This is a genomic window from Jiella soli (assembly GCF_020615385.1).
Classification (GTDB): Bacteria; Pseudomonadota; Alphaproteobacteria; order Rhizobiales; family Rhizobiaceae; genus VKMB-3413.
Genome location: NZ_JAJAVB010000010.1, coordinates 1 through 18,146, shown reverse-complemented (window position 1 = coordinate 18,146; position 18,146 = coordinate 1). Strand labels below are relative to the sequence as shown.

Genomic DNA, 18,146 nt, shown 5'->3' with positions numbered 1-18,146 from the left:
TATGGTTAACGAATTCTTCTGCGCAGAACCGACGCCGATGTGGCGACCGGCCAGCTGCCGCCGCCGACCGGCAGCGTGCCCTGGAATCAGCAGGTCCGGGATTCGTTGCAGGACGAAACGGTCAGCGCAGGGGCGGATAGAGGTCGTCGACGATCGCCTTACAGTCATGGCGCAGGTCGATCATCCCATAGGTATGCCGAAAGACGCCGCCGAGGCGCGTTTCGGCGAAGGCGCTCGCGAGCTGGCCGAGCCCGAGACGCTTGAACGAAGCCGCCGTGGCAGCGAGCGCCATCTGCTCGGCGAGAAGCCGGCAGGCGCCCTCGTCCGAGAGCGCCATGGCGACGGCGGCCCTGAGCACGCCGGGCGTGCCGCCGGCGAGATCGCCGAGATCGCGTTCGATGGCCGCGATCACGGTCTGGAAGGCCTCGGGATCGCGGCGCAGGACCCGCGCGAGGTCCAGGGCGAGGACATTGCCCGAGCCCTCCCAGATGGCGTTTACCGGAGCCTCGCGATAGGCGCGGGCGAGCCGGCCATCCTCGACATAGCCGTTGCCGCCGAGGCACTCCATCGCCTCGTAGACGAGGGCGGGAGCCAGCTTGCAGACCCAGTATTTCGAGACCGGCGTCATCACCCGCGACCAGGCGGCGGCCTCGCCGCCGGCATCCTCGCCGCGCTCGTCGAAGGCCTCGGCCAGACGGAAGGCGAGTGCGCTCGCACCGGCAACGTCGAGCGCCATGTCGGCGAGGACCCTCACCATCTGCGGCTGGTCGATCAGCGCCTTGCCGAAGACCATCCGCTCCCGGCAGTGATGCACCGCCTCCGACAGCGCACCGCGCATCAGCCCCGCCGAGGCGAGCGCGCAATCGAGGCGCGTCAGCGTCACCATCTCGAGGATGGTCGGTACCCCCCTGCCCGGTCCGCCGACAAGCGTCGCCTCGGCATCCAGAAACTCCACCTCGCAGGACGCATTGGAGCGATTGCCGAGCTTGTCCTTCAGGCGCCGGATCAGAAGACCGTTCATCGAGCCGTCGTCGCGCCGGCGCGCCATCAGGAAGCAGCTCGGCCCCTCCTCCAGCATGGCGAGGACGAGAAACGCGTCCGACATCGGCGCGGACAGGAACCATTTGTGGCCGGTGATGCGATAGCGGCCCTCGCCGGCCTCGACGGCCTGCGTCGTGTTGGCCCTGACGTCCGTGCCGCCCTGCTTTTCGGTCATGCCCATGCCGAGGGTGACACCGGCCTTCTTGCTCGCCGGCTTGACGCCCGGATCGTACTGCCTTGTCGCGATCATCGGCAGCCAGGCGTCCTTCAGCTCGGGTGAGGCGGCAAGCGCCGAGACCGAGGCGCTGGTCATGGTGAGTGGGCAGAGATGCCCGCATTCGAGCCCGGCGCTCATGTAGAAGCGCGCCGCCCGCGCCCGGTGCCGGCGTCCGGCCTCGTCCTCCGGGCCAGACCACAGCGAAGCATGAAGACCGTCGGCAACGGAGCGGCGCATCAGCGCGTGATAGGCCGGATGGTAGTCGACCATGTCCAGCCGCCGGCCCTTCTCGTCGAACTGCCGGAGCCTCGGCGTCTCGGTATTGGCGAGACGGGCGAGATCGTGGGCCTCGTAGGATCCGCAGAAGCGGCCATGGCGTTCGAGATCGGCGACGGTCGATTCGGCAAGGCCGGCAGTCAGGAGCCGCAGCAGCGGGTCCGAGCGATAGGCGTTGAAGCCGGGAAAGTCGGACGACTGATTGAATACGCTGTGAGTCTCGAACTGCGTTTGCGCCACGTGTCTCTCCGATCCGCTTTCCGGTCCGCTGCGATCCTTGCCGCATTCACATGGATTGCCTATAGCCCTCGTCCTTAATGAGCGCCGACCGACCCCACCCTTTGTTTAGCCAGCGACATCTTCTCGCGATCGCCGGACTGAAGCCACAGGAGATCGAGCATCTGCTGGATCTCGCGGAGGCGGAAGTGGCCGTCTCCCGCCGACCCGACAAGAAAAAGTCGGCGCTAAAGGGCCGCACGCAGATCAACCTCTTCTTCGAGGCTTCGACCCGCACCCAGGCCTCCTTCGAGATCGCTGGCAAGCGGCTCGGGGCGGACGTGATGAACATGTCCGTCGCGACCTCCTCGGTGAAGAAGGGGGAGACGCTGATCGACACGGCGATGACGCTCAACGCCATGCAGCCGGACATCCTGATCGTCCGTCATCATTCGGCCGGCGCCGTCGCTCTCCTCGCCCAAAAGGTCGCGTGCTCGGTCGTCAATGCCGGTGACGGCGCCCACGAGCACCCGACCCAGGCGCTGCTCGACGCGCTCACCATCCGCCGCCACAAGGGCCGGATCGCCGGGCTGACCGTGGCGCTCTGCGGCGACGTCCTGCACAGCCGGGTCGCCCGATCCAACATCCTCCTCCTCAACGCGCTCGGCGCGGAGGTCCGGGTGGTGGCACCCTCGACCCTCCTCCCGCGCGGCATCGAGCAGATGGGGGTCGCCGTCCACCGGACCATGACGGATGGGCTGAAAGGCGCCGACGTGGTGATGATGCTGCGCCTGCAGCGCGAGCGCATGGCCGGCTTCTTCGTGCCGTCGGTGCGCGAGTATTTCCGCTATTTCGGGCTCGATGCCGCCAAGCTGGCTCATGCCAAGCCGGATGCGCTGGTCATGCATCCCGGCCCGATGAACCGCGGCGTCGAGATCGCCTCCGAGATCGCCGATGGCCCGCAGAGCGTCATCGAAGAGCAGGTCGAGATGGGCGTCGCGGTCCGCATGGCGGTGATGCAGGCGCTGGTCGGCGGATCCGAGGCTTCATCATGATGAGTGCGTTTCGCTCCGATTCCTCCCGCCCGCTGGTGATCGAGGGCGCCCGGATCCTCGATCCGGCCCGCGGTCTCGACGAGATCGGCACCACGATCGTCGTGGACGGCGCCATTTTAGCCTGCGGTCCAGAGGCACGCGGCCAGGGTCGGCCGGAAGGCGCGGACGTCATCGAGGCGCGCGGCCTTACGCTGATCCCAGGCCTCGTCGATGCCCGCGTCTTCATCGGCGAGCCGGGCGGCGAGCATCGCGAGACGATCGCCTCGGCTTCGCGCGCCGCGGCGGCGGGCGGGGTCACCTCGATCCTGACCATGCCGGACACCAATCCGGTCATCGACGACGTCGCCATCGCCGAATTCGTCATGCGCACGGCGCGCGAGACCGCGAGCGTCAACGTCTTTCCCGCGGCGGCGCTGACCAAGGGGCTTGCCGGCGAGGAGATGACCGAGATCGGCCTCCTTGCGAATGCCGGCGTCAAAGCGTTCACGGACGGGCGCCACACGATCGCCGATGCCAGCCTTCTCAGGCGGATCATGACCTATGCCCGCGATTTCGGCGCGCTCGTCATGCACGAGACGCAGGACGCCCAGCTTGCGGGGAACGGCGTGATGAACGAAGGGCTGCTGGCGTCCTGGCTCGGCCTGCCCGGCATTCCCGCCGAAGCCGAGATCATCCCGCTGGAGCGCGATCTTCGTCTCGCGGCGCTGACCGGCTGCCGCTATCACGCCGCCAAGATCTCGCTCGGCGAATCAGCCGAGGTCGTGCGCGGCTGGAAGCGCCGGCTGCCGGACCTCTCGGCGGGGGTCTCGATCAACCATCTGTCGCTCAACGAGAACGATATCGGCGAATACCGCACCTTTTTCCGCCTGTCGCCGCCGCTGCGCGCCGAGGACGACCGGCAGGCGATGATCGAGGCGCTCGCGGACGGCACGATCGACATTATCGTCTCTAGCCACGACCCGCACGACGCCGACGACAAGCGCCGTCCCTTCGCCGAGGCGAAGAGCGGCGCGATCGGGCTGGAGACGCTGTTGCCGGCTGCCCTGCGCCTCCATCATTCCGGCGCCGTACCGCTGGAGCGGGTCATCGCCGCCCTCACGGTCGGTCCGGCGCAGGTGCTCGGACTCGATCGCGGAACGCTCGCGCCGGGAGCCGCCGCCGACATGGTCCTCGTCGACCTCGACGCGCCTTACGTCTTCAGCGAGGCCGCAATCCGCTCGCGCTCGAAGAACACGGCCTTCGAGAATGCCCGCTTCCAGGGCCGGATCTTGCGCACGATCGTCTCGGGCCGCACTGTCTTTTCCGCGGATAGCGACGGAGACTGAGGCGTGGGCGGCGAAGCATCGACCTGGATCATCTATCTGGCGTGCCTCGCCGGCGGCTATCTGTGCGGATCGATCCCGTTCGGCCTCGTCTTCGGACATCTCTTCGGCCTCGGCGACATCCGCAAGATCGGCTCCGGCAATATCGGAGCGACCAATGCGCTGCGGACCGGCAACAAGGGGATGGCGGCGCTGACGCTTGCCGGCGATGTCCTGAAGGGCACGGTTCCCGTGCTTCTCGCCTGGCAGTTCGGGCCTTATGCGGCGGCGGCTGCGGGAATCGGCGCATTTCTCGGCCATCTCTTTCCGGTCTGGATCGGCTTCAGGGGAGGCAAGGGCGTCGCGACCTATCTCGGCATCCTTCTCGGCATGGCGCCGGTCGGCGTCCTGGTGTTCGCTGCCGTCTGGCTGGCGGTCGCCTATCTCAGCCGATACTCCTCGCTCGCGGCCCTGGCGGCGACGCTGATCGTGCCGATCGCCTACCTCCTGATGGGATTCACGGCCGCCGCGACCCTCACCACCGTCCTGACCGTGCTCGTCTACGTGAAGCATCATCAGAACATCCGCCGCCTCCTCGCCGGAACCGAAGGCAAGATCGGAGCCAAGGGGTGAGCGAGCCGGACGGCCGGCCGCGGGGCGTGCGGCTGCCGGACGAGACGCGCCGCGCTTGGCTGCAGCTCATCCGCAGCGAAAATGTCGGACCCGCAACGTTCAAGACCCTCGTCAATCGCTACGGCGGGGCGGAGGCGGCGCTGGAGGCCCTGCCGGGACTCGCGGCGCGGGGTGGCCGAACGATCCCGGTCACCGGCCGGGAAGCGGCCGAGGCCGAATTGAGGCGCGCCGAAGAACTCGGCGCGCGCTTCGTCTGTCTGGGCGAACCCGACTATCCCCAGCTTCTTCGCCGTCTCGACCAGGCGCCGCCGGTCCTCGCAGTCATGGGAGACACCGCCCTCTTCGCGCGGCCGGCTCTTGCCGTCGTGGGCGCGCGCAACGCCTCGCTCGCCGGCATCAAGTTTGCCCGCATGATCTCCAGCGATGTCGGCAAGGTCGGCTACGTTGTCGTCTCCGGGCTTGCCCGCGGCATCGACGCCGCCGCCCACGAGGCGACGATCGCGTCAGGCACGGTCGGCGTCTTCGCCGGCGGACTCGACCGGCCCTATCCCCGCGAAAACCGGCCCCTGATGCGCCAGATCGCCGATGGCGGTGGCTGCCTCGTCTCGGAGATGCCGTTCGGCTGGGAGCCGCGGGCGATCGACTTCCCGCGCCGCAACCGGCTGGTCGCGGGCCTGTCGCTCGGTCTGCTCGTGGTCGAGGCGGCGGTGCGATCGGGCTCCCTGATCAGCGCCCGGCTCGCCGGCGAGTTCGGCCGCCTGGTCTTCGCGGTTCCCGGATCGCCGCTCGACCCGCGCGCCGCCGGAACCAACCGACTGATCAAGGACGGCGCGATCCTGGTCACCGGCGCAGACGACGTCATCGACGCGCTGCGCCCGCTCGACGCCCGCATGGGCGATGGCGGAAGCGAGGTTGAGGAGCCGGAGGCGGACATGGCGAACGAAGAGCCGGCGGCGGGAGAGCGCGAACGGATCGTCGAGACGCTCGGTCCGACGCCCGTCGCCATCGACGACATCATCGCCCATACCGGCGCTTCTCCCGGCGCCGTTCAACTCGTGCTTCTCGAACTCGATCTCGCAGGCCGGCTGGAGCGCCACTCGAACGGGCACGTCTCGCTAATCGTCTGACGGCTTGAGCAGCGTCAGCTGGTGTTCGGCCTCCAGTCGCGCCATGTCCATCAAATAGCCCAGCATCGAGCCTTCGCGCGCACCGGATACAACCTTTAGTTGCTCCAGCATGTCACGAACATATTGCAGATTCTTCCGGCGCTCTACGGCATTGGTGGTCATGACGACTTGAACTCCGGAGGAATAGCGTTCACAAGGGACGGACAGCCGACCCCGGCTTCTCCCTCCCGGACTTGCAATATACAAAATTTCTCCTTTAGGTTGCAGCCGGCAACCGGTCGAAATGAGATCGGGGTTGACCGGTGCGGCGGGACTGTCCATCTGACGGGCGTTCGTCGCCGGATTGGCAGGCGAATGCCGCCCGCCCCGTTTTCCCGTTCAGGACTGATCGCTCATGGATGTCGTCATCGTCGAATCGCCGGCCAAAGCGAAGACGATCAACAAATACCTGGGCGGCAACTACAAGGTCATCGCCTCCTACGGCCATGTTCGCGATCTGCCGCCCAAGGACGGATCGGTCCGGCCGGACGAAGACTTCGAGATGAGCTGGGAGGTCCAGAAGCCGTCCCAGAAGCGCCTCAATGAGATCGCGCAGGCGGTCAAGAGCGCCGACGGGCTCGTTCTCGCCACCGACCCCGACCGCGAGGGTGAGGCGATTTCCTGGCACGTCCTCGAGGTCCTGCGTCAGAAGAAGGCCATCGGGAAGAAGCCTGTCAGCCGCGTGGTGTTCAACGCGATCACCAAGAAGGCCGTCCTCGACGCGATGGCCAATCCGCGGATGATCGACGAGCCGCTGGTCGATGCCTATCTCGCCCGCCGGGCGCTCGACTATCTCGTCGGCTTCACCCTCTCGCCGGTCCTCTGGCGCAAGCTGCCGGGCGCGCGCTCGGCCGGCCGCGTCCAGTCGGTGGCGCTGCGCCTCGTCTGTGACCGCGAATCCGAAATCGAGCGCTTCAAGCCCGAAGAGTACTGGCAGATCGCGGCGCGGCTCGCGACGCCGCGCGGCGACGAATTCACGGCTCGTCTCACCGCCTTCGACGGCGACAAGCTCCAGCGGCTGTCGATCAGCAACGGCGACCGCGCCAGCCAGATCCGGGCGATGCTGGAGAGCGCCAGCTACCGCGTTGAAAGCGTCGAGGCGAAGCCGACGCGGCGCAATCCCGGGCCGCCTTTCACCACCTCGACGCTGCAGCAGGCCGCTTCGGCCAAGCTCGGCTTCTCGGCCTCGCGCACCATGCAGGTCGCCCAGAAGCTCTACGAGGGCGTCGACATCGGCGGCGAGACTGCGGGTCTCATCACCTATATGCGAACCGACGGCGTCCAGATTGCGCCGGAAGCCATCGAGGACGCTCGCAAGGCGATCGGCGACGGCTTCGGTGGCCGTTACGTTCCCGACAAGCCCCGGCACTACGCCACCAAGGCGAAGAATGCCCAGGAAGCTCACGAAGCGATCCGCCCCACCGAATTCGGCCGCAGCCCGAAGGATGTCGAGCGCTATCTCGATCGCGACCAGGCCCGGCTCTACGACCTGATCTGGAAGCGCACGATCGCGAGCCAGATGGCGGCGGCCGAGATCGAGCGGACGACCGTCGAGATCGTTGCCTCCGGGAACGGGCTTTCGGCCGCCCTGCGCGCCAGCGGCTCGGTCGTGAAGTTCGACGGGTTCCTCGCCGCCTATGTCGATCACCGCGACGATTCCAAGGCGCAGGACGCGGGCGAGGACGAAGACGATTCCGCCCGGCTTCCCGAGATCCGCGCCAAGGAAGATCTCGACAAGCGTGCGGTCGACGCCTCACAGCACTTCACCGAGCCTCCCCCGCGCTTCTCGGAAGCCTCGCTCATCAAACGCATGGAAGAACTCGGCATCGGCCGTCCCTCGACCTATGCCGCGACGCTGCAGACCTTGCAGGATCGTGAATACATCGTCCACGAGAAGCGCAAGCTCCTGCCCGAAGCGAAGGGCCGGCTGGTCACGGCCTTCCTGCACAATTTCTTCGAGCGCTACGTCGAATACGACTTCACGGCCGATCTTGAGGAGAAGCTCGATCGGATCTCGGCGGGCGAACTTTCGTGGAAGGACGTGCTGCGCGAGTTCTGGCGGGACTTCTCCTCCCATGTCGACGGCACGAAGGAGCTTCGCGTCTCCGACGTCCTCGACGCGCTGAACGAGGAACTCGCGCCGCTCGTCTTTCCGCCTCGTGAGGACGGCTCCGACCCGCGCGTCTGCCCGCGCTGCGGGACCGGCCAACTGTCCCTGAAGCTCGGCAAGTTCGGCGCCTTCGTCGGCTGTTCGAACTATCCTGAGTGCGGCTTCACCAAGCAGCTTGGCACCAGCCTGTCCGCGGACGCTGCCGGCGACGGAGCCGACGACGGTCCCAAAGAGCTCGGCACGGATCCCGAGACGGGAGAGCCGGTCACGCTGCGCTCGGGTCGTTTTGGACCATACGTCCAGCGCGGCGAGGGCAAGGAGGCCGCGCGCACCTCGGTTCCCAAGGGTTGGGAGGTGTCCTCGATCGACCTTGAAAAGGCGCTGCGGCTTTTGTCTCTGCCGCGGACGGTGGGCGCGCATCCCGAGGACGGCGAGCCGATCGTCGCCAATCTCGGCCGCTACGGTCCCTATGTTCAGCACCAGAAGACCTATGCCAATGTCGAGGCGGTGGAGGATCTCTTCGAGATCGGTCTCAACCGTGCCGTCACGCTGATCGCCGAAAAGCGCGAAAAGGGCGGCAAGGGACGCGGCACACCGGCGGCCATCGCAACGCTCGGCGAGCATCCGGCCTTTGGCGGCGAGATCACCGTGCGCGATGGCCGCTTCGGGCCCTATGTGAACGTCGCTAAGATCAACGCCACGCTGCCGAAGGGCAAGGACCCGGCCTCCGTGACGCTGGAGGAGGCGATCCAGCTTCTGAACGAACGGGCCGAGAAGACCGGCAAGAAGCCCGCCAAGAAGGCGTCTTCGACCACGAAGAAGCCGACTTCCAAGGCCAAGGCGGCCGATGGAAAGGCCGATGGCAAGACGGCCTCCACAGCGAAGAAGGCGTCGCCTGCCAAGGGCAAGGCAGCGGCCGCCAAGAGCAAGTCGGCTGCCGGAAAGGCGGAGTCGGCAGAGGCCGAGACCGTGCCCTGGGACGCGGACTGATCCGATGGCGCGACGCCAGCCCCGGGAACCGAATCGGCCGGAGCTCAGCCGCGAGGCCGTGCTGCGCTTCATCGCCGATAATCCCGGCCGCACCTCCAAGCGCGACATTGCCAAGGCCTTCGGCGTCAAGGGCGACGAGCGGATCGCGCTGAAGGACTTGCTCGCCGATCTGCAGGCCGAGGGCGTGCTCGCCGGCGGGCGCAAGCGGTTCGGAGTTCCCGGTGCGTTGCCGCCGGTCGGTGTCTTCGAGGTGCGCGGCCGCGACGACGACGGGGCGCTTCTCGCCGAGCCCGTGAACTGGGACGAAGACGAAAGCGGCGAGCGGCCGCGCCTGCCCGTCGTTCAGGACCGCGCGAAGACGGCGGCCGCGGGCATCGGCGAGCGGATTCTCGCTCGCGTCGTGGAGGACGAGGCCGGCCTTCGCCGCGCCGAGGTGATCCGCATCCTCGAGCGCAAGCGCTCCCTGGCGCTGGGCGTTTTCCGGACAATGCCGGGCGGCGGCGGACGGGTCGAGCCGGTCGAGCGCAAGCAGCTGGAATACTCGGTCCGTCCCGGCGACACCAAGGATGCCGAGGACGGTGATCTCGTCGAAGTCGAGCCCGGTCCGCGTAGCCGGATCGGCCTGCCGGTGGGAAGGATCGTCGATGTCGTCGGCTCGCTGAAGTCGGAACGTGCCATCTCGACCATCGCGCTGCACGCGTACGGCATTCCGCACGTCTTCCCGAAGGCGGTTCTCGACGAGGCCGAACGCGCGGGCCCGGCGACGATGGCGCATCGCGAGGACTGGCGGGATCTGCCGCTCGTCACCATCGACCCGGCCGATGCCAAGGACCATGACGACGCCGTCCATGCAGCCGACGATGACGACCCGGCCAATCCTGGCGGCATGATCGTCACCGTTGCGATCGCCGACGTCTCCTGGTATGTCCGGCCCGGCACGAAACTGGACGGCGAAGCGCGTCTGCGCGGTAATTCGGTTTATTTCCCGGACCGCGTCGTGCCGATGCTGCCCGAGCGGATATCCAACGACCTCTGCTCGCTGCGAGAGGGCGTCGACCGCCCTGCCCTCGCCGTGCGCATGGTGATCGACGCCAATGGCGAGAAGCGCTCGCATGGCTTTCATCGCATCATGATGAAGAGCCATGCCAAGCTCGCGTACGAGCAGGCACAGGCGGCGATCGACGGCGCCAGCGGCGATGTCGCGCCCGAGATCGTCGAGACGATGCTACGGCCGTTGTGGAAGGCCTATCGCCTGGTCGGCCATTCCCGCGAACGGCGGCAGCCGCTGGACCTCGACCTGCCCGAAAAGAAGATCAAGCTCGACGCACAGGGCCGGGTAGAGAAGGTCGTCGTGCCGCAGCGCCTCGACGCGCACCGGCTGATCGAGGAGTTTATGATCCTCGCCAACGTTTCCGCCGCCGAGACGCTGGAAGCCAGACGCCAGGCGCTGATCTACCGCGCGCACGATGCGCCCTCCCTGTCGAAGCTGGAATCGCTGCGCGACTTTCTGCGCACGCTCGACATCCAGCTCGCCAAGGCCGGCACGCTGAGGCCCTCGCATTTCAACGGCATCTTGCGGCAGGTGAAGGCGAGCGAGCACGAGAACCTCGTCAACGAGGTGGTTCTGCGGTCCCAGTCGCAGGCGGTCTACACGCCGGAGAACATCGGCCATTTCGGCCTCAACCTGATGCGCTATGCGCATTTCACCTCGCCGATCCGCCGCTATGCCGACCTCGTCGTGCATCGCGCCCTGGTGACCGCACTCTCTCTCGGCGAAGGCGGTCTCAGCCGCGAGGACGAGGACAATCTGGAACAGACGGCCGAGGAGATCTCCCGGGCGGAGCGCCGGGCCATGGCGGCCGAGCGCGACACGGTCGACCGGCTGATCGCGCATCACCTCGCGGAACGCATCGGCGAGACCTTCGACGGCCGAGTCGCCGGCGTCACCAAGGCGGGACTGTTCGTGCAGCTTCCGACTTATGGAGCGGACGGCTTCGTGCCGATTTCGACCCTCGGCAACGAGTTCTTCCATTATGACGAGGTAAGCCATTCGCTGATCGGCGACCGCAGCGGGCATGGCTATCGCCTTGGCGATCCGGTAGAGGTGCGCCTCAAGGAAGCGCTGCCGCTCGCCGGGTCGATGCAGTTCGAGATGCTCAGCGAGCCGCGCGAATTGCCGCGCACGACGACGTCGTTCCACAAGAGCGCCAGGCGCAAGCGCGTCGGGCGCACGGACAAGAACGTGGCGGCGAAGGTGAGGAAGAAGCGATGACCGGCGAACCGAACGGCCCCACCACGGCCCTGACCTACCAAGCGACTGCGACGGACCGGCCACTCGGCCCGGCGCTCCTGCGCGGCCTCAGGTGCCGCTGCCCCAACTGCGGCGAAGGCAAGCTGTTTCGTGCGTATCTAAAGAGCGTCGAGGCGTGCAACGTCTGCGGCGAGGAAATCCACCATCACCGCGCCGACGACCTGCCGCCCTATCTCACGGTGTTCATCGTCGGGCACCTGATCGTCGCCCTGTTCATGGCGGCGGACGAGATGGTCCGGATGTCGATGTGGGCGCACCTGGCGATCTGGGTCCCTCTGACGATCCTGCTGTCGCTCGCCCTCCTTCAGCCGCTCAAGGGCGCGACGATCGCCCTGCAATGGTCGCTGCGCCTCGGCGGCTTCGGCGGCGAAAAGGATCCGCTCGAGTGATCTCCGAGAGCGCTCTGGAAGCGCTCGAAGGCGAGCGGCAGTCCCTGATCGCGCGACGTACTGGCGCCCGGACGGGCCTGCGCCCACGCGACGCGGCGACCCTTGTCATCGTCGATTCGTCGGGTCCCGTCCCGAAGCTCCTGATGGGCCGGCGGGCCGCGGGCCATGTCTTCATGCCCGGCCATTTCGTCTTTCCGGGTGGCCGCGTCGATCCGGTCGACCTCGCCATTGCCGCCGATTTTCCCCTGCCCGCGAAGGTGCTGGACCGGCTTTGCGCAGGACCGCCCGCGCGTTATGGGCCGCGACAGGCTGCCGCCAGCGCGCTCGCGGCAATCCGGGAGACCTTCGAGGAAGTCGGCCTGGCCATCGGCCTTCCCGGCCAAATGTCAGGGGCGCGCGGCACCTGGGCAGCCTTTGCTGGCAAGGGCCTCCGCCCGGTGCCCGAACGGCTCGTGCCGCTCGCCCGCGCGATCACGCCGCCCGGCGCCCCTCGCCGTTTCGATGCCCGCTTCTTCATGATGGATGCCGGCGGGCTTGCCGCGAGCCTGCCGGAGACGCCGCCAACGGATGAATTCGATGCGGTGGAATGGGTGCCGCTCGACCGGGCGGAGAACTTCTCCTTGGCGGCGATCACGCAGCGCGTGCTCTATGATCTCGGCCAACGTATCGCGGACGGATCCTGGCAGGATCCATCGCGGGCAATTCCCTTCTATCGCGTGGTCAAGAACCGTTTCGTGCGTGAGTATCTGTAGGACGGGGCAGAAGACGGATGGACAGATCGACGCCGGACGACATCGTCGCCGAAGCCGAAGCCGAACTTGAATCTGTCGACTGGGTGTCCGCATCGGCCGCGATCGCCTCGATCAGTGCGGTCGGCATCGCTCTCGGCCTCGGCCTGCCGCTTCTCAGCGTCATCATGGAGCGGCGCGGCATCCCGGCAACGCTGATCGGCGCCAACACCGCCGTCGCCGGGCTCGCCTCGCTGCTCGCCGCGCCGCTGACGACACCGATCGCCCAGCGAATCGGCGTCCGTCTGTCCATGCTGATCGCCATCGTCCTTTCCGGCCTGTCGGCGATCGGCTTCTTCGTCTTCACAGAGTTCTGGACCTGGTTTCCGCTTCGCCTGGTGTTCCACTTCTCGATCACCGCGCTGTTCGTCCTGTCAGAATTCTGGATCAACGCCGCCGCGCCGCCGGGCAAGCGCGGCCTGATCCTGGGCATCTATGCGACGGTCCTGTCCTTGGGATTCGCCGTGGGTCCTTGGATCTTCTCGCAGGTCGGCTCGACCGGGTTCCTTCCCTTCGGTATCGGCGCCGGCGTCATCTTCGCATCCGCCCTGCCCCTGTTCCTCGCATGGAACCGGCAGCCGACAATCGGTCACGACCGCCGCAAGGGCACCTTCTGGCGCTACATATTCGCAGTGCCGACCGCCACCGGCGCCGTCCTGGTCTTCGGCGCGGTCGAAGCCGGCGGTTTCGCCCTGTTCCCCGTCTATGGCGAGCGGGTCGGCTTCTCCGAGGCGGCGGCGGCTCAACTCCTGACGGCGATCGGCCTCGGCAATATGCTGATGCAGATCCCGATCGGCATTCTGTCCGACCGGGTCCGGGATCGGCGCACGCTCCTGTCCTTCTTCGCCCTTGTCGGGCTGGTAGGAACGCTGTTCCTGCCGGTCCTCGTCGACGACTGGACGCTTATGGCCGGCCTTCTCTTCCTCTGGGGCGGCGTCGTCGCGGGGCTCTACACGGTCGGGCTTGCCCATCTCGGCTCGCGGCTGTCGGGTGTCGAACTCGCCTCCGCGAACGCCGCCTTCATCTTCTGCTATTCGGCGGGCATGCTGATCGGGCCGCAGACCATCGGCACGGCGATGGACGTTTTCGGCCCGAACGGCTTTGCGTGGTCGCTGGCCCTGTTCTTCGCGCTGTACCTGATTCTCGCCGTCGCCAGGCTGTTCTGGACGAAGTCCCGGTCTTGACACAGCGGCACGCATGGCTAATGTCCGGCGCAAATTCGCCGCCGCGTCGCGACGGCTGATTGGCGCGTTCCGCCAGCCACAGATTCGGGCTGGCGAACGGGCCGCAACAGGGTTTCAACCGCGGCGCGGCAGGCATGATCGGGAAATTCCGATCCCTCGCTTTCGTCATGCGGACGATCGAACGGACAGAGCGATGGCCAAGGCGACCACAATCAAGATCAAGCTTCTCTCGACTGCGGATACCGGGTTCTTCTATGTTGCGCGCAAGAACTCGCGGACGATGACCGAGAAGATGACGAAGACCAAGTACGACCCGATCGCGCGCAAGCACGTCGAGTTTCGCGAGACCAAGATCAAATAGGCTGCAGACCAGCAGCATGACGAGACGCCGCCCCGGATCGGGGCGGTGTTTTTCGTTTCAGCTATCGGCAACGTCGCGCAGGTGCCCCTCGTCCGGGTGCTGAGGCAAGGCAGTGATATCGGCCTCGGCTTGGCCGACCGCTTCCGAATGCATCGTGGGCAGCTCCCGAAGGAAGCTCCAACGCTCTGTGTGAATGAGGAAGAGCCTGCCTTGGTCGGCTGGGGCGCCGTTCGGCGAGTCAACGCTATGCGCCCTGCAGCACAGTCGCTGCCGGCACACGGGCGCCGCCCAGGGTGATGACTTGCGGCTGCGGTGCGGAACTCGCGATCTGTGGCCGGCCGGCGTACGCGCGACGGTACGAGGAAACCGTCTATGCGCGCCGCCGACCGACCCCCCACGGGACCCAGGAGATGCGGCGGACCTGAGCATTCCATGGGGTAGCTTGAGAAGGTCTGGCTAGATCGCTTGACCTTCGAATTCCTGATGCGACACTTGCTCAGAATAGATTCTAATGCAACGACCAGAAGCGATTCTGCGTCGCTGACATTAAGACATGGTTAAGGATCAAGCTAGCTCGCTCGGCGCTGTCCCTCTCTCTCGGTGGATTCCGCGGACGCGGTGCGCGAGACCGATCGAACCCGTTCGTTGGGTCGCTTAACTCCGAAATACGCAGTCCCCGTTTCCGGTTCTGTCGGAATAGTCGGATTGGGTCGCTCACAGCCGCTCCGGTGCGCGTTCAGCGGACGCACGCTGATTTTCTGGGTCGCCGGAAGCCGCTTAGCCAGCCTAGACCTCCAGGCGATCCCCACGGCCCCTTCCACGCGACGGCCATCGCGGCGAAGTTGCCTTCATCCGCCTGTCGGACGATCACCCCTGGCTTCCTTCGCTTCGATTTCGCTGGCCTTCTGCTTCCGGGTCTTTGGCTTGATCCGGCGGAAGAAGCCATCGATCCGTCCATGCAGCCGCGTCAGCGACATCAGCCGGTCGATCGCCATGTTCGTTCCCTCGAGCCGTTCCGACAGAACCTGGGCGGATACGACTGCGATTTCGGCGGGCGAGAATTGTGGAAACCGAGCTGCGATCCGCTCCACTCCCTCGGCATCCTGGCTCCGTCCATCGCTGTCCAGTGCCCCTGTCCGGATCAGCAACCTTTGAAGGATCTGTTCGAAGGTCCAGTCGTGATCGTGAAACAGCTTCCAGCGGTCCGAACGGCGGCTGCTGAAGCCGGCAAGGACCACGCGTGAGGACGGACAGGCTTCGCTGAGCCAGAAGGCCAGCGCGAACCCGCTCGTCGGTACATGCGTGCGAGGATAGAAGTCGTCGAAAATCTCGCAGAGGTCGAGGAAGCCGACCTCGGCATCGCCGAACTCCTCGCGGCGGCTGAACACCTCTCGCGGACCGGCCCGGAGATTGGCGATCCCGCGAAAGCCCGGCCCGCGCAGAAGCCGGAGCACGGCGTCGACCTCGCGCCGGTAGACGATATTGGCCCCGGACGGACTGCTGCGTGCGACGATAAGTGCATTTCCTTCAAAGGGTTCAGAGAGAACCTTGAAAACCTTGTTGAAGAACACGAACAGCGTGTCCTCGGCATAACGCGCCCTGAGAGACACGATGTCGACCTGTTCGCTGTTTGCGACCAGAACGATCCGGCTGTAGCCCGAAAAGAATGCGGCCCATCCCTCCCGGTCTGACGGCAAGCTGCCAGTTGTCATGCCGGGTCCCTCATCACCTGTCTCTTCGATTTCGCCCTGTCGGGACGTCACAGCGGTTTCTCCAGCCGGTGGCAGCGGGCAGTTCCCCCTTCGACCGGAAGGCGCTACCAAGCGTCAATCGCGCGGCTTGGCAAGCCCGCGCCTCCGGAACAACCGGGCGCCGGGGTCTCACCGGATGCACGAAGGGAACCCCGTGTTCCGAAGGATCCAAACATTCCCCCAACATCGCCGGGCGCTTGCCGCCAGGTGACCAGCCGTGCGACACGCGCCATCGCGCCTGGTCAGAGCGGCACCGGAAGCAGCGAGGGACCCTTGATGAACGACGATGTCACGGAACGGCCGGAGACCGTCGAGATCATAAAGAAGAAGCGTCACTCGTTGTTGTGGCGCTATCGCATCGCGCGCCGGATCAGGAAGGCGCTGAAGGATCCCGAATGGGCGGCGAGCGAGGCCGCCCGCTTTCGCAGCGATCTCAGCGGCGACCTTCCCGCTCTGCCGGCATCGTCCGGGCCCGGCGTCGTGCTCGCGGCATGCGACGACCTCTACTACCACAGCTTCGGTCCGACGCTCGCCCGCTCCATCGAGCGCCATGGCGTGGAGCAACCGATGCATCTGCATCTTTGCGCGCCGAGCGCGGCCACGCTTGCCGACATAGAACGACTGTCAAACTCGCTGCGCCACGTGCGCCTCACCTGGACCTGGGACCGCGGCACGCTCGCCGAGGGGCTCCCCTTTCGCAGCATCTATCTGGCCAGTGCTCGCTTTCTCATCGCTCCGGTCGTTCTCGAATCCTGTCGCGCTCCGGTGCTCTGCCTCGACATCGACGCCATCGCCAACAAGCCGATCTGGAAGCATTACGAACTGGCGCGCGCCGGAACGGACGTCGTGGTCATCCAGCGCCGCGAGGAAACCAGCGACAGCCGCCGCGTGCGTGCCGGAGCCTTTGGGCTTAATCCGACGCCCGACGGCCTGCGCTTCGGAGCGGCCCTTGCCGGCTCTCTTTCCGCCATCCTCCCGTTGCGGCCCCGCTACCACCTCGATCAGATCGTCATCTACTATCTGATGAAGGAGCTGGCGCGCTCCGATTCGATACGGATCAAAGACATGCCGCCGGCATTGTCCGATTTCGGCTTCGAGAAGGATGCCGTGATCTGGATGGCGAAGGGCTGGAAGATGAAGAACTCCCCGCTGTTCAAGGACGCCCAGCGCGAGGTCGATGCTCCAACCGACCGAGACGATGGCTAGAACAGTGCCTCCAACCCGCAACGACGCCAGCGCGCGGCCCGCGACCAGCAGGACCATCTCCGATGCATACCGAATCTGACGACAGAGCGTCGACCGAAGCGCCGTGGATAGCCAGGTACAGGCTCAGGCATCGCCGCTGGCTCGAAAAGCTCGGCATTCTGGACAAGCCGTGGCTGATCTTCGGCGCCGCGCCGAACCCGACCGTGCCGGCCGAGCTCGTCTCGGGCACCTATGCCAGGGTGGACATCAACAATGCGGGACGGACGGCGGCCGAACTGGGTTTGGGACCGGCCGACCTGACGCTGCGCGCCAAGAAGAAGTCTTGGCAGGAGCACCCGCATCTGGATACGCGCGGCCTGCTCTGGATTCATACGGCGCCGGCGATGTTCCTGCGGCTGCTTCTGCTCAACAAGCCCTACGACTCCATCGGGACGGTCGCACCGTTTCGGCGGCGCGACCGCGACCTCATCGTCACGGAGGTTGCGGGCGTCTCTGCAAGCACCGTCGGAGATCTCGGCAAGGTCAGCAACGGCGTCGCCGCCATCTGCTACGGCCTGCTGCTCGGTGTGCCGTCCATCGTGGCGGCGGGAATCTCGCTCTCCAAGATGGGGCATTCCTACGACGACCTCGGCCGAACACGCCGCCAGATCGACGAGGACAGGCTGATCCTCGGCCGACTGAAGGCGGATCCGCGTCTTTCGACCACCGAGCCCGACCTTGCGGCCGAGACCGGCATAAGGCTCTGGGGCGAAGCGCGGGACGAGCCTGCCGACGCACATCGGGCGGACCGCAACCTCCCGCACGCCGTTGGCGATTGACACCGAGGGATCAAGGCGCCGCAAACGAAAACGGGCTCCGACGGGCCCGTTCTGCATTCGTCGATGATGTGCGGTCTGCACTTGTCGGCACCGCGCGCCGTTGTCGATTACCCGACGATGCCGGCGCCGCCCAGCATGCCGGACCATGGCCCGACATGCTTAATCTAAGATTCCGTCTGCGCTTGTCGGCTCCGTGTGCCGTCGTCGTTTACTCGACGATGGCGGCGACGATGCCGGCGCCGACGGTGCGGCCGCCCTCGCGGATCGCGAAGCGCAGACGCTCTTCCATCGCGATCGGAACGATCAGCGTCACGTCCATGGTCACGTTGTCGC

General features: G+C 66.4%; 16 protein-coding genes. 12 read left to right on the top strand and 4 right to left on the bottom strand.

The features are described 5' to 3' along the window. Positions 1-121: 121 nt before the first annotated feature. Positions 122-1,774: an acyl-CoA dehydrogenase family protein gene (locus LH400_RS06540; protein ID WP_229151873.1), complete on the bottom strand. Its 1,653-nt coding sequence runs from the start codon at positions 1,772-1,774 to the stop codon at positions 122-124. A 77-nt stretch (positions 1,775-1,851) separates the two neighbouring features. Here LH400_RS06540 and LH400_RS06535 point away from each other — a divergent pair, with 77 nt between their 5' ends. From LH400_RS06535 to dprA, 4 genes are read left to right on the top strand one after another with little or no spacing between them, the layout of a single operon-like run. Next, entirely contained in the window at positions 1,852-2,805 is a 954-nt protein-coding gene (locus LH400_RS06535) for an aspartate carbamoyltransferase catalytic subunit (protein ID WP_229151872.1), read from the top strand. Beyond that, complete coding sequence (locus LH400_RS06530; protein ID WP_229151871.1) at positions 2,802-4,130, top strand: dihydroorotase; 1,329 nt, start codon at positions 2,802-2,804, stop codon at positions 4,128-4,130. The genes LH400_RS06535 and LH400_RS06530 overlap by 4 nt, the downstream gene beginning before the upstream one ends. A gap of 3 nt (positions 4,131-4,133) precedes the next feature. Further along, positions 4,134-4,739, top strand: a complete 606-nt coding sequence (plsY, locus tag LH400_RS06525; protein ID WP_229151870.1) for a glycerol-3-phosphate 1-O-acyltransferase PlsY — start codon at positions 4,134-4,136, stop codon at positions 4,737-4,739. Then, the gene (dprA, locus tag LH400_RS06520; RefSeq protein WP_229151869.1) at positions 4,736-5,866 is read left to right on the top strand and encodes a DNA-processing protein DprA; all 1,131 of its coding nucleotides are present in this window, start codon (positions 4,736-4,738) and stop codon (positions 5,864-5,866) included. Before plsY ends, dprA begins: the two co-directional genes overlap by 4 nt. On the opposite strand, the gene LH400_RS06515 is transcribed toward dprA, so the two are convergent. Continuing rightward, positions 5,855-6,028 carry a hypothetical protein gene (locus LH400_RS06515; protein WP_229151868.1) on the bottom strand — a complete coding sequence of 58 codons (174 nt, stop codon included), beginning with the start codon at positions 6,026-6,028 and terminating at the stop codon, positions 5,855-5,857. The genes dprA and LH400_RS06515 overlap by 12 nt on opposite strands. Before the next feature lie 232 nt (positions 6,029-6,260). On the opposite strand from LH400_RS06515, the gene topA reads away from it, so the two are divergent. From topA to rpmG, 6 genes are all read left to right on the top strand, one after another. Further along, complete coding sequence (topA, locus tag LH400_RS06510) at positions 6,261-9,005, top strand: type I DNA topoisomerase (RefSeq protein ID WP_229151867.1); 2,745 nt, start codon at positions 6,261-6,263, stop codon at positions 9,003-9,005. A gap of 4 nt (positions 9,006-9,009) precedes the next feature. Then, positions 9,010-11,277 (top strand): ribonuclease R, encoded by a 2,268-nt coding sequence (rnr, locus tag LH400_RS06505; protein ID WP_229151866.1) that lies wholly within the window; start codon positions 9,010-9,012, stop codon positions 11,275-11,277. Then, complete coding sequence (locus tag LH400_RS06500) at positions 11,274-11,705, top strand: DUF983 domain-containing protein (RefSeq protein WP_229151865.1); 432 nt, start codon at positions 11,274-11,276, stop codon at positions 11,703-11,705. Before rnr ends, LH400_RS06500 begins: the two co-directional genes overlap by 4 nt. 173 nt (positions 11,706-11,878) lie before the next feature. Continuing rightward, the gene (locus tag LH400_RS06495; RefSeq protein WP_370638341.1) at positions 11,879-12,457 is read left to right on the top strand and encodes an NUDIX hydrolase; all 579 of its coding nucleotides are present in this window, start codon (positions 11,879-11,881) and stop codon (positions 12,455-12,457) included. A gap of 17 nt (positions 12,458-12,474) precedes the next feature. Further along, positions 12,475-13,677, top strand: a complete 1,203-nt coding sequence (locus LH400_RS06490) for an MFS transporter (protein WP_229151863.1) — start codon at positions 12,475-12,477, stop codon at positions 13,675-13,677. Between the two features lie 193 nt (positions 13,678-13,870). Then, positions 13,871-14,038, top strand: a complete 168-nt coding sequence (gene rpmG, locus LH400_RS06485; protein WP_229151862.1) for a 50S ribosomal protein L33 — start codon at positions 13,871-13,873, stop codon at positions 14,036-14,038. 848 nt (positions 14,039-14,886) lie between these two features. On the opposite strand, the gene LH400_RS06480 is transcribed toward rpmG, so the two are convergent. Further along, positions 14,887-15,861, bottom strand: a complete 975-nt coding sequence (locus LH400_RS06480; RefSeq protein WP_229151861.1) for a 3-deoxy-manno-octulosonate cytidylyltransferase — start codon at positions 15,859-15,861, stop codon at positions 14,887-14,889. Positions 15,862-16,065: 204 nt separating this feature from the next. Here LH400_RS06480 and LH400_RS06475 point away from each other — a divergent pair, with 204 nt between their 5' ends. Further along, positions 16,066-16,995 (top strand): hypothetical protein, encoded by a 930-nt coding sequence (locus tag LH400_RS06475; RefSeq protein WP_229151860.1) that lies wholly within the window; start codon positions 16,066-16,068, stop codon positions 16,993-16,995. Between the two features lie 62 nt (positions 16,996-17,057). Further along, positions 17,058-17,813 carry a hypothetical protein gene (locus LH400_RS06470; RefSeq protein WP_229151859.1) on the top strand — a complete coding sequence of 252 codons (756 nt, stop codon included), beginning with the start codon at positions 17,058-17,060 and terminating at the stop codon, positions 17,811-17,813. A 208-nt stretch (positions 17,814-18,021) separates the two neighbouring features. On the opposite strand, the gene LH400_RS06465 is transcribed toward LH400_RS06470, so the two are convergent. Continuing rightward, positions 18,022-18,146, bottom strand: a 125-nt coding sequence (locus tag LH400_RS06465; protein WP_491014609.1) for an EF-Tu C-terminal domain-related protein, incomplete at its 5' end; no start/stop codon positions are given.

Coding starts and splice junctions, on each gene's coding strand:
- LH400_RS06495 (WP_370638341.1), top strand. CDS start 11,879: ATGCCCGGCCATTTCGTCTTTCCGGGTGGCCGCGTCGATCCGGTCGAC.
- LH400_RS06475 (WP_229151860.1), top strand. CDS start 16,066: ATGAACGACGATGTCACGGAACGGCCGGAGACCGTCGAGATCATAAAG.
- LH400_RS06535 (WP_229151872.1), top strand. CDS start 1,852: ATGAGCGCCGACCGACCCCACCCTTTGTTTAGCCAGCGACATCTTCTC.
- topA (WP_229151867.1), top strand. CDS start 6,261: ATGGATGTCGTCATCGTCGAATCGCCGGCCAAAGCGAAGACGATCAAC.
- LH400_RS06515 (WP_229151868.1), bottom strand. CDS start 6,028: ATGACCACCAATGCCGTAGAGCGCCGGAAGAATCTGCAATATGTTCGT.
- LH400_RS06490 (WP_229151863.1), top strand. CDS start 12,475: ATGGACAGATCGACGCCGGACGACATCGTCGCCGAAGCCGAAGCCGAA.
- LH400_RS06470 (WP_229151859.1), top strand. CDS start 17,058: ATGCATACCGAATCTGACGACAGAGCGTCGACCGAAGCGCCGTGGATA.
- LH400_RS06530 (WP_229151871.1), top strand. CDS start 2,802: ATGATGAGTGCGTTTCGCTCCGATTCCTCCCGCCCGCTGGTGATCGAG.
- LH400_RS06500 (WP_229151865.1), top strand. CDS start 11,274: ATGACCGGCGAACCGAACGGCCCCACCACGGCCCTGACCTACCAAGCG.
- rpmG (WP_229151862.1), top strand. CDS start 13,871: ATGGCCAAGGCGACCACAATCAAGATCAAGCTTCTCTCGACTGCGGAT.
- rnr (WP_229151866.1), top strand. CDS start 9,010: ATGGCGCGACGCCAGCCCCGGGAACCGAATCGGCCGGAGCTCAGCCGC.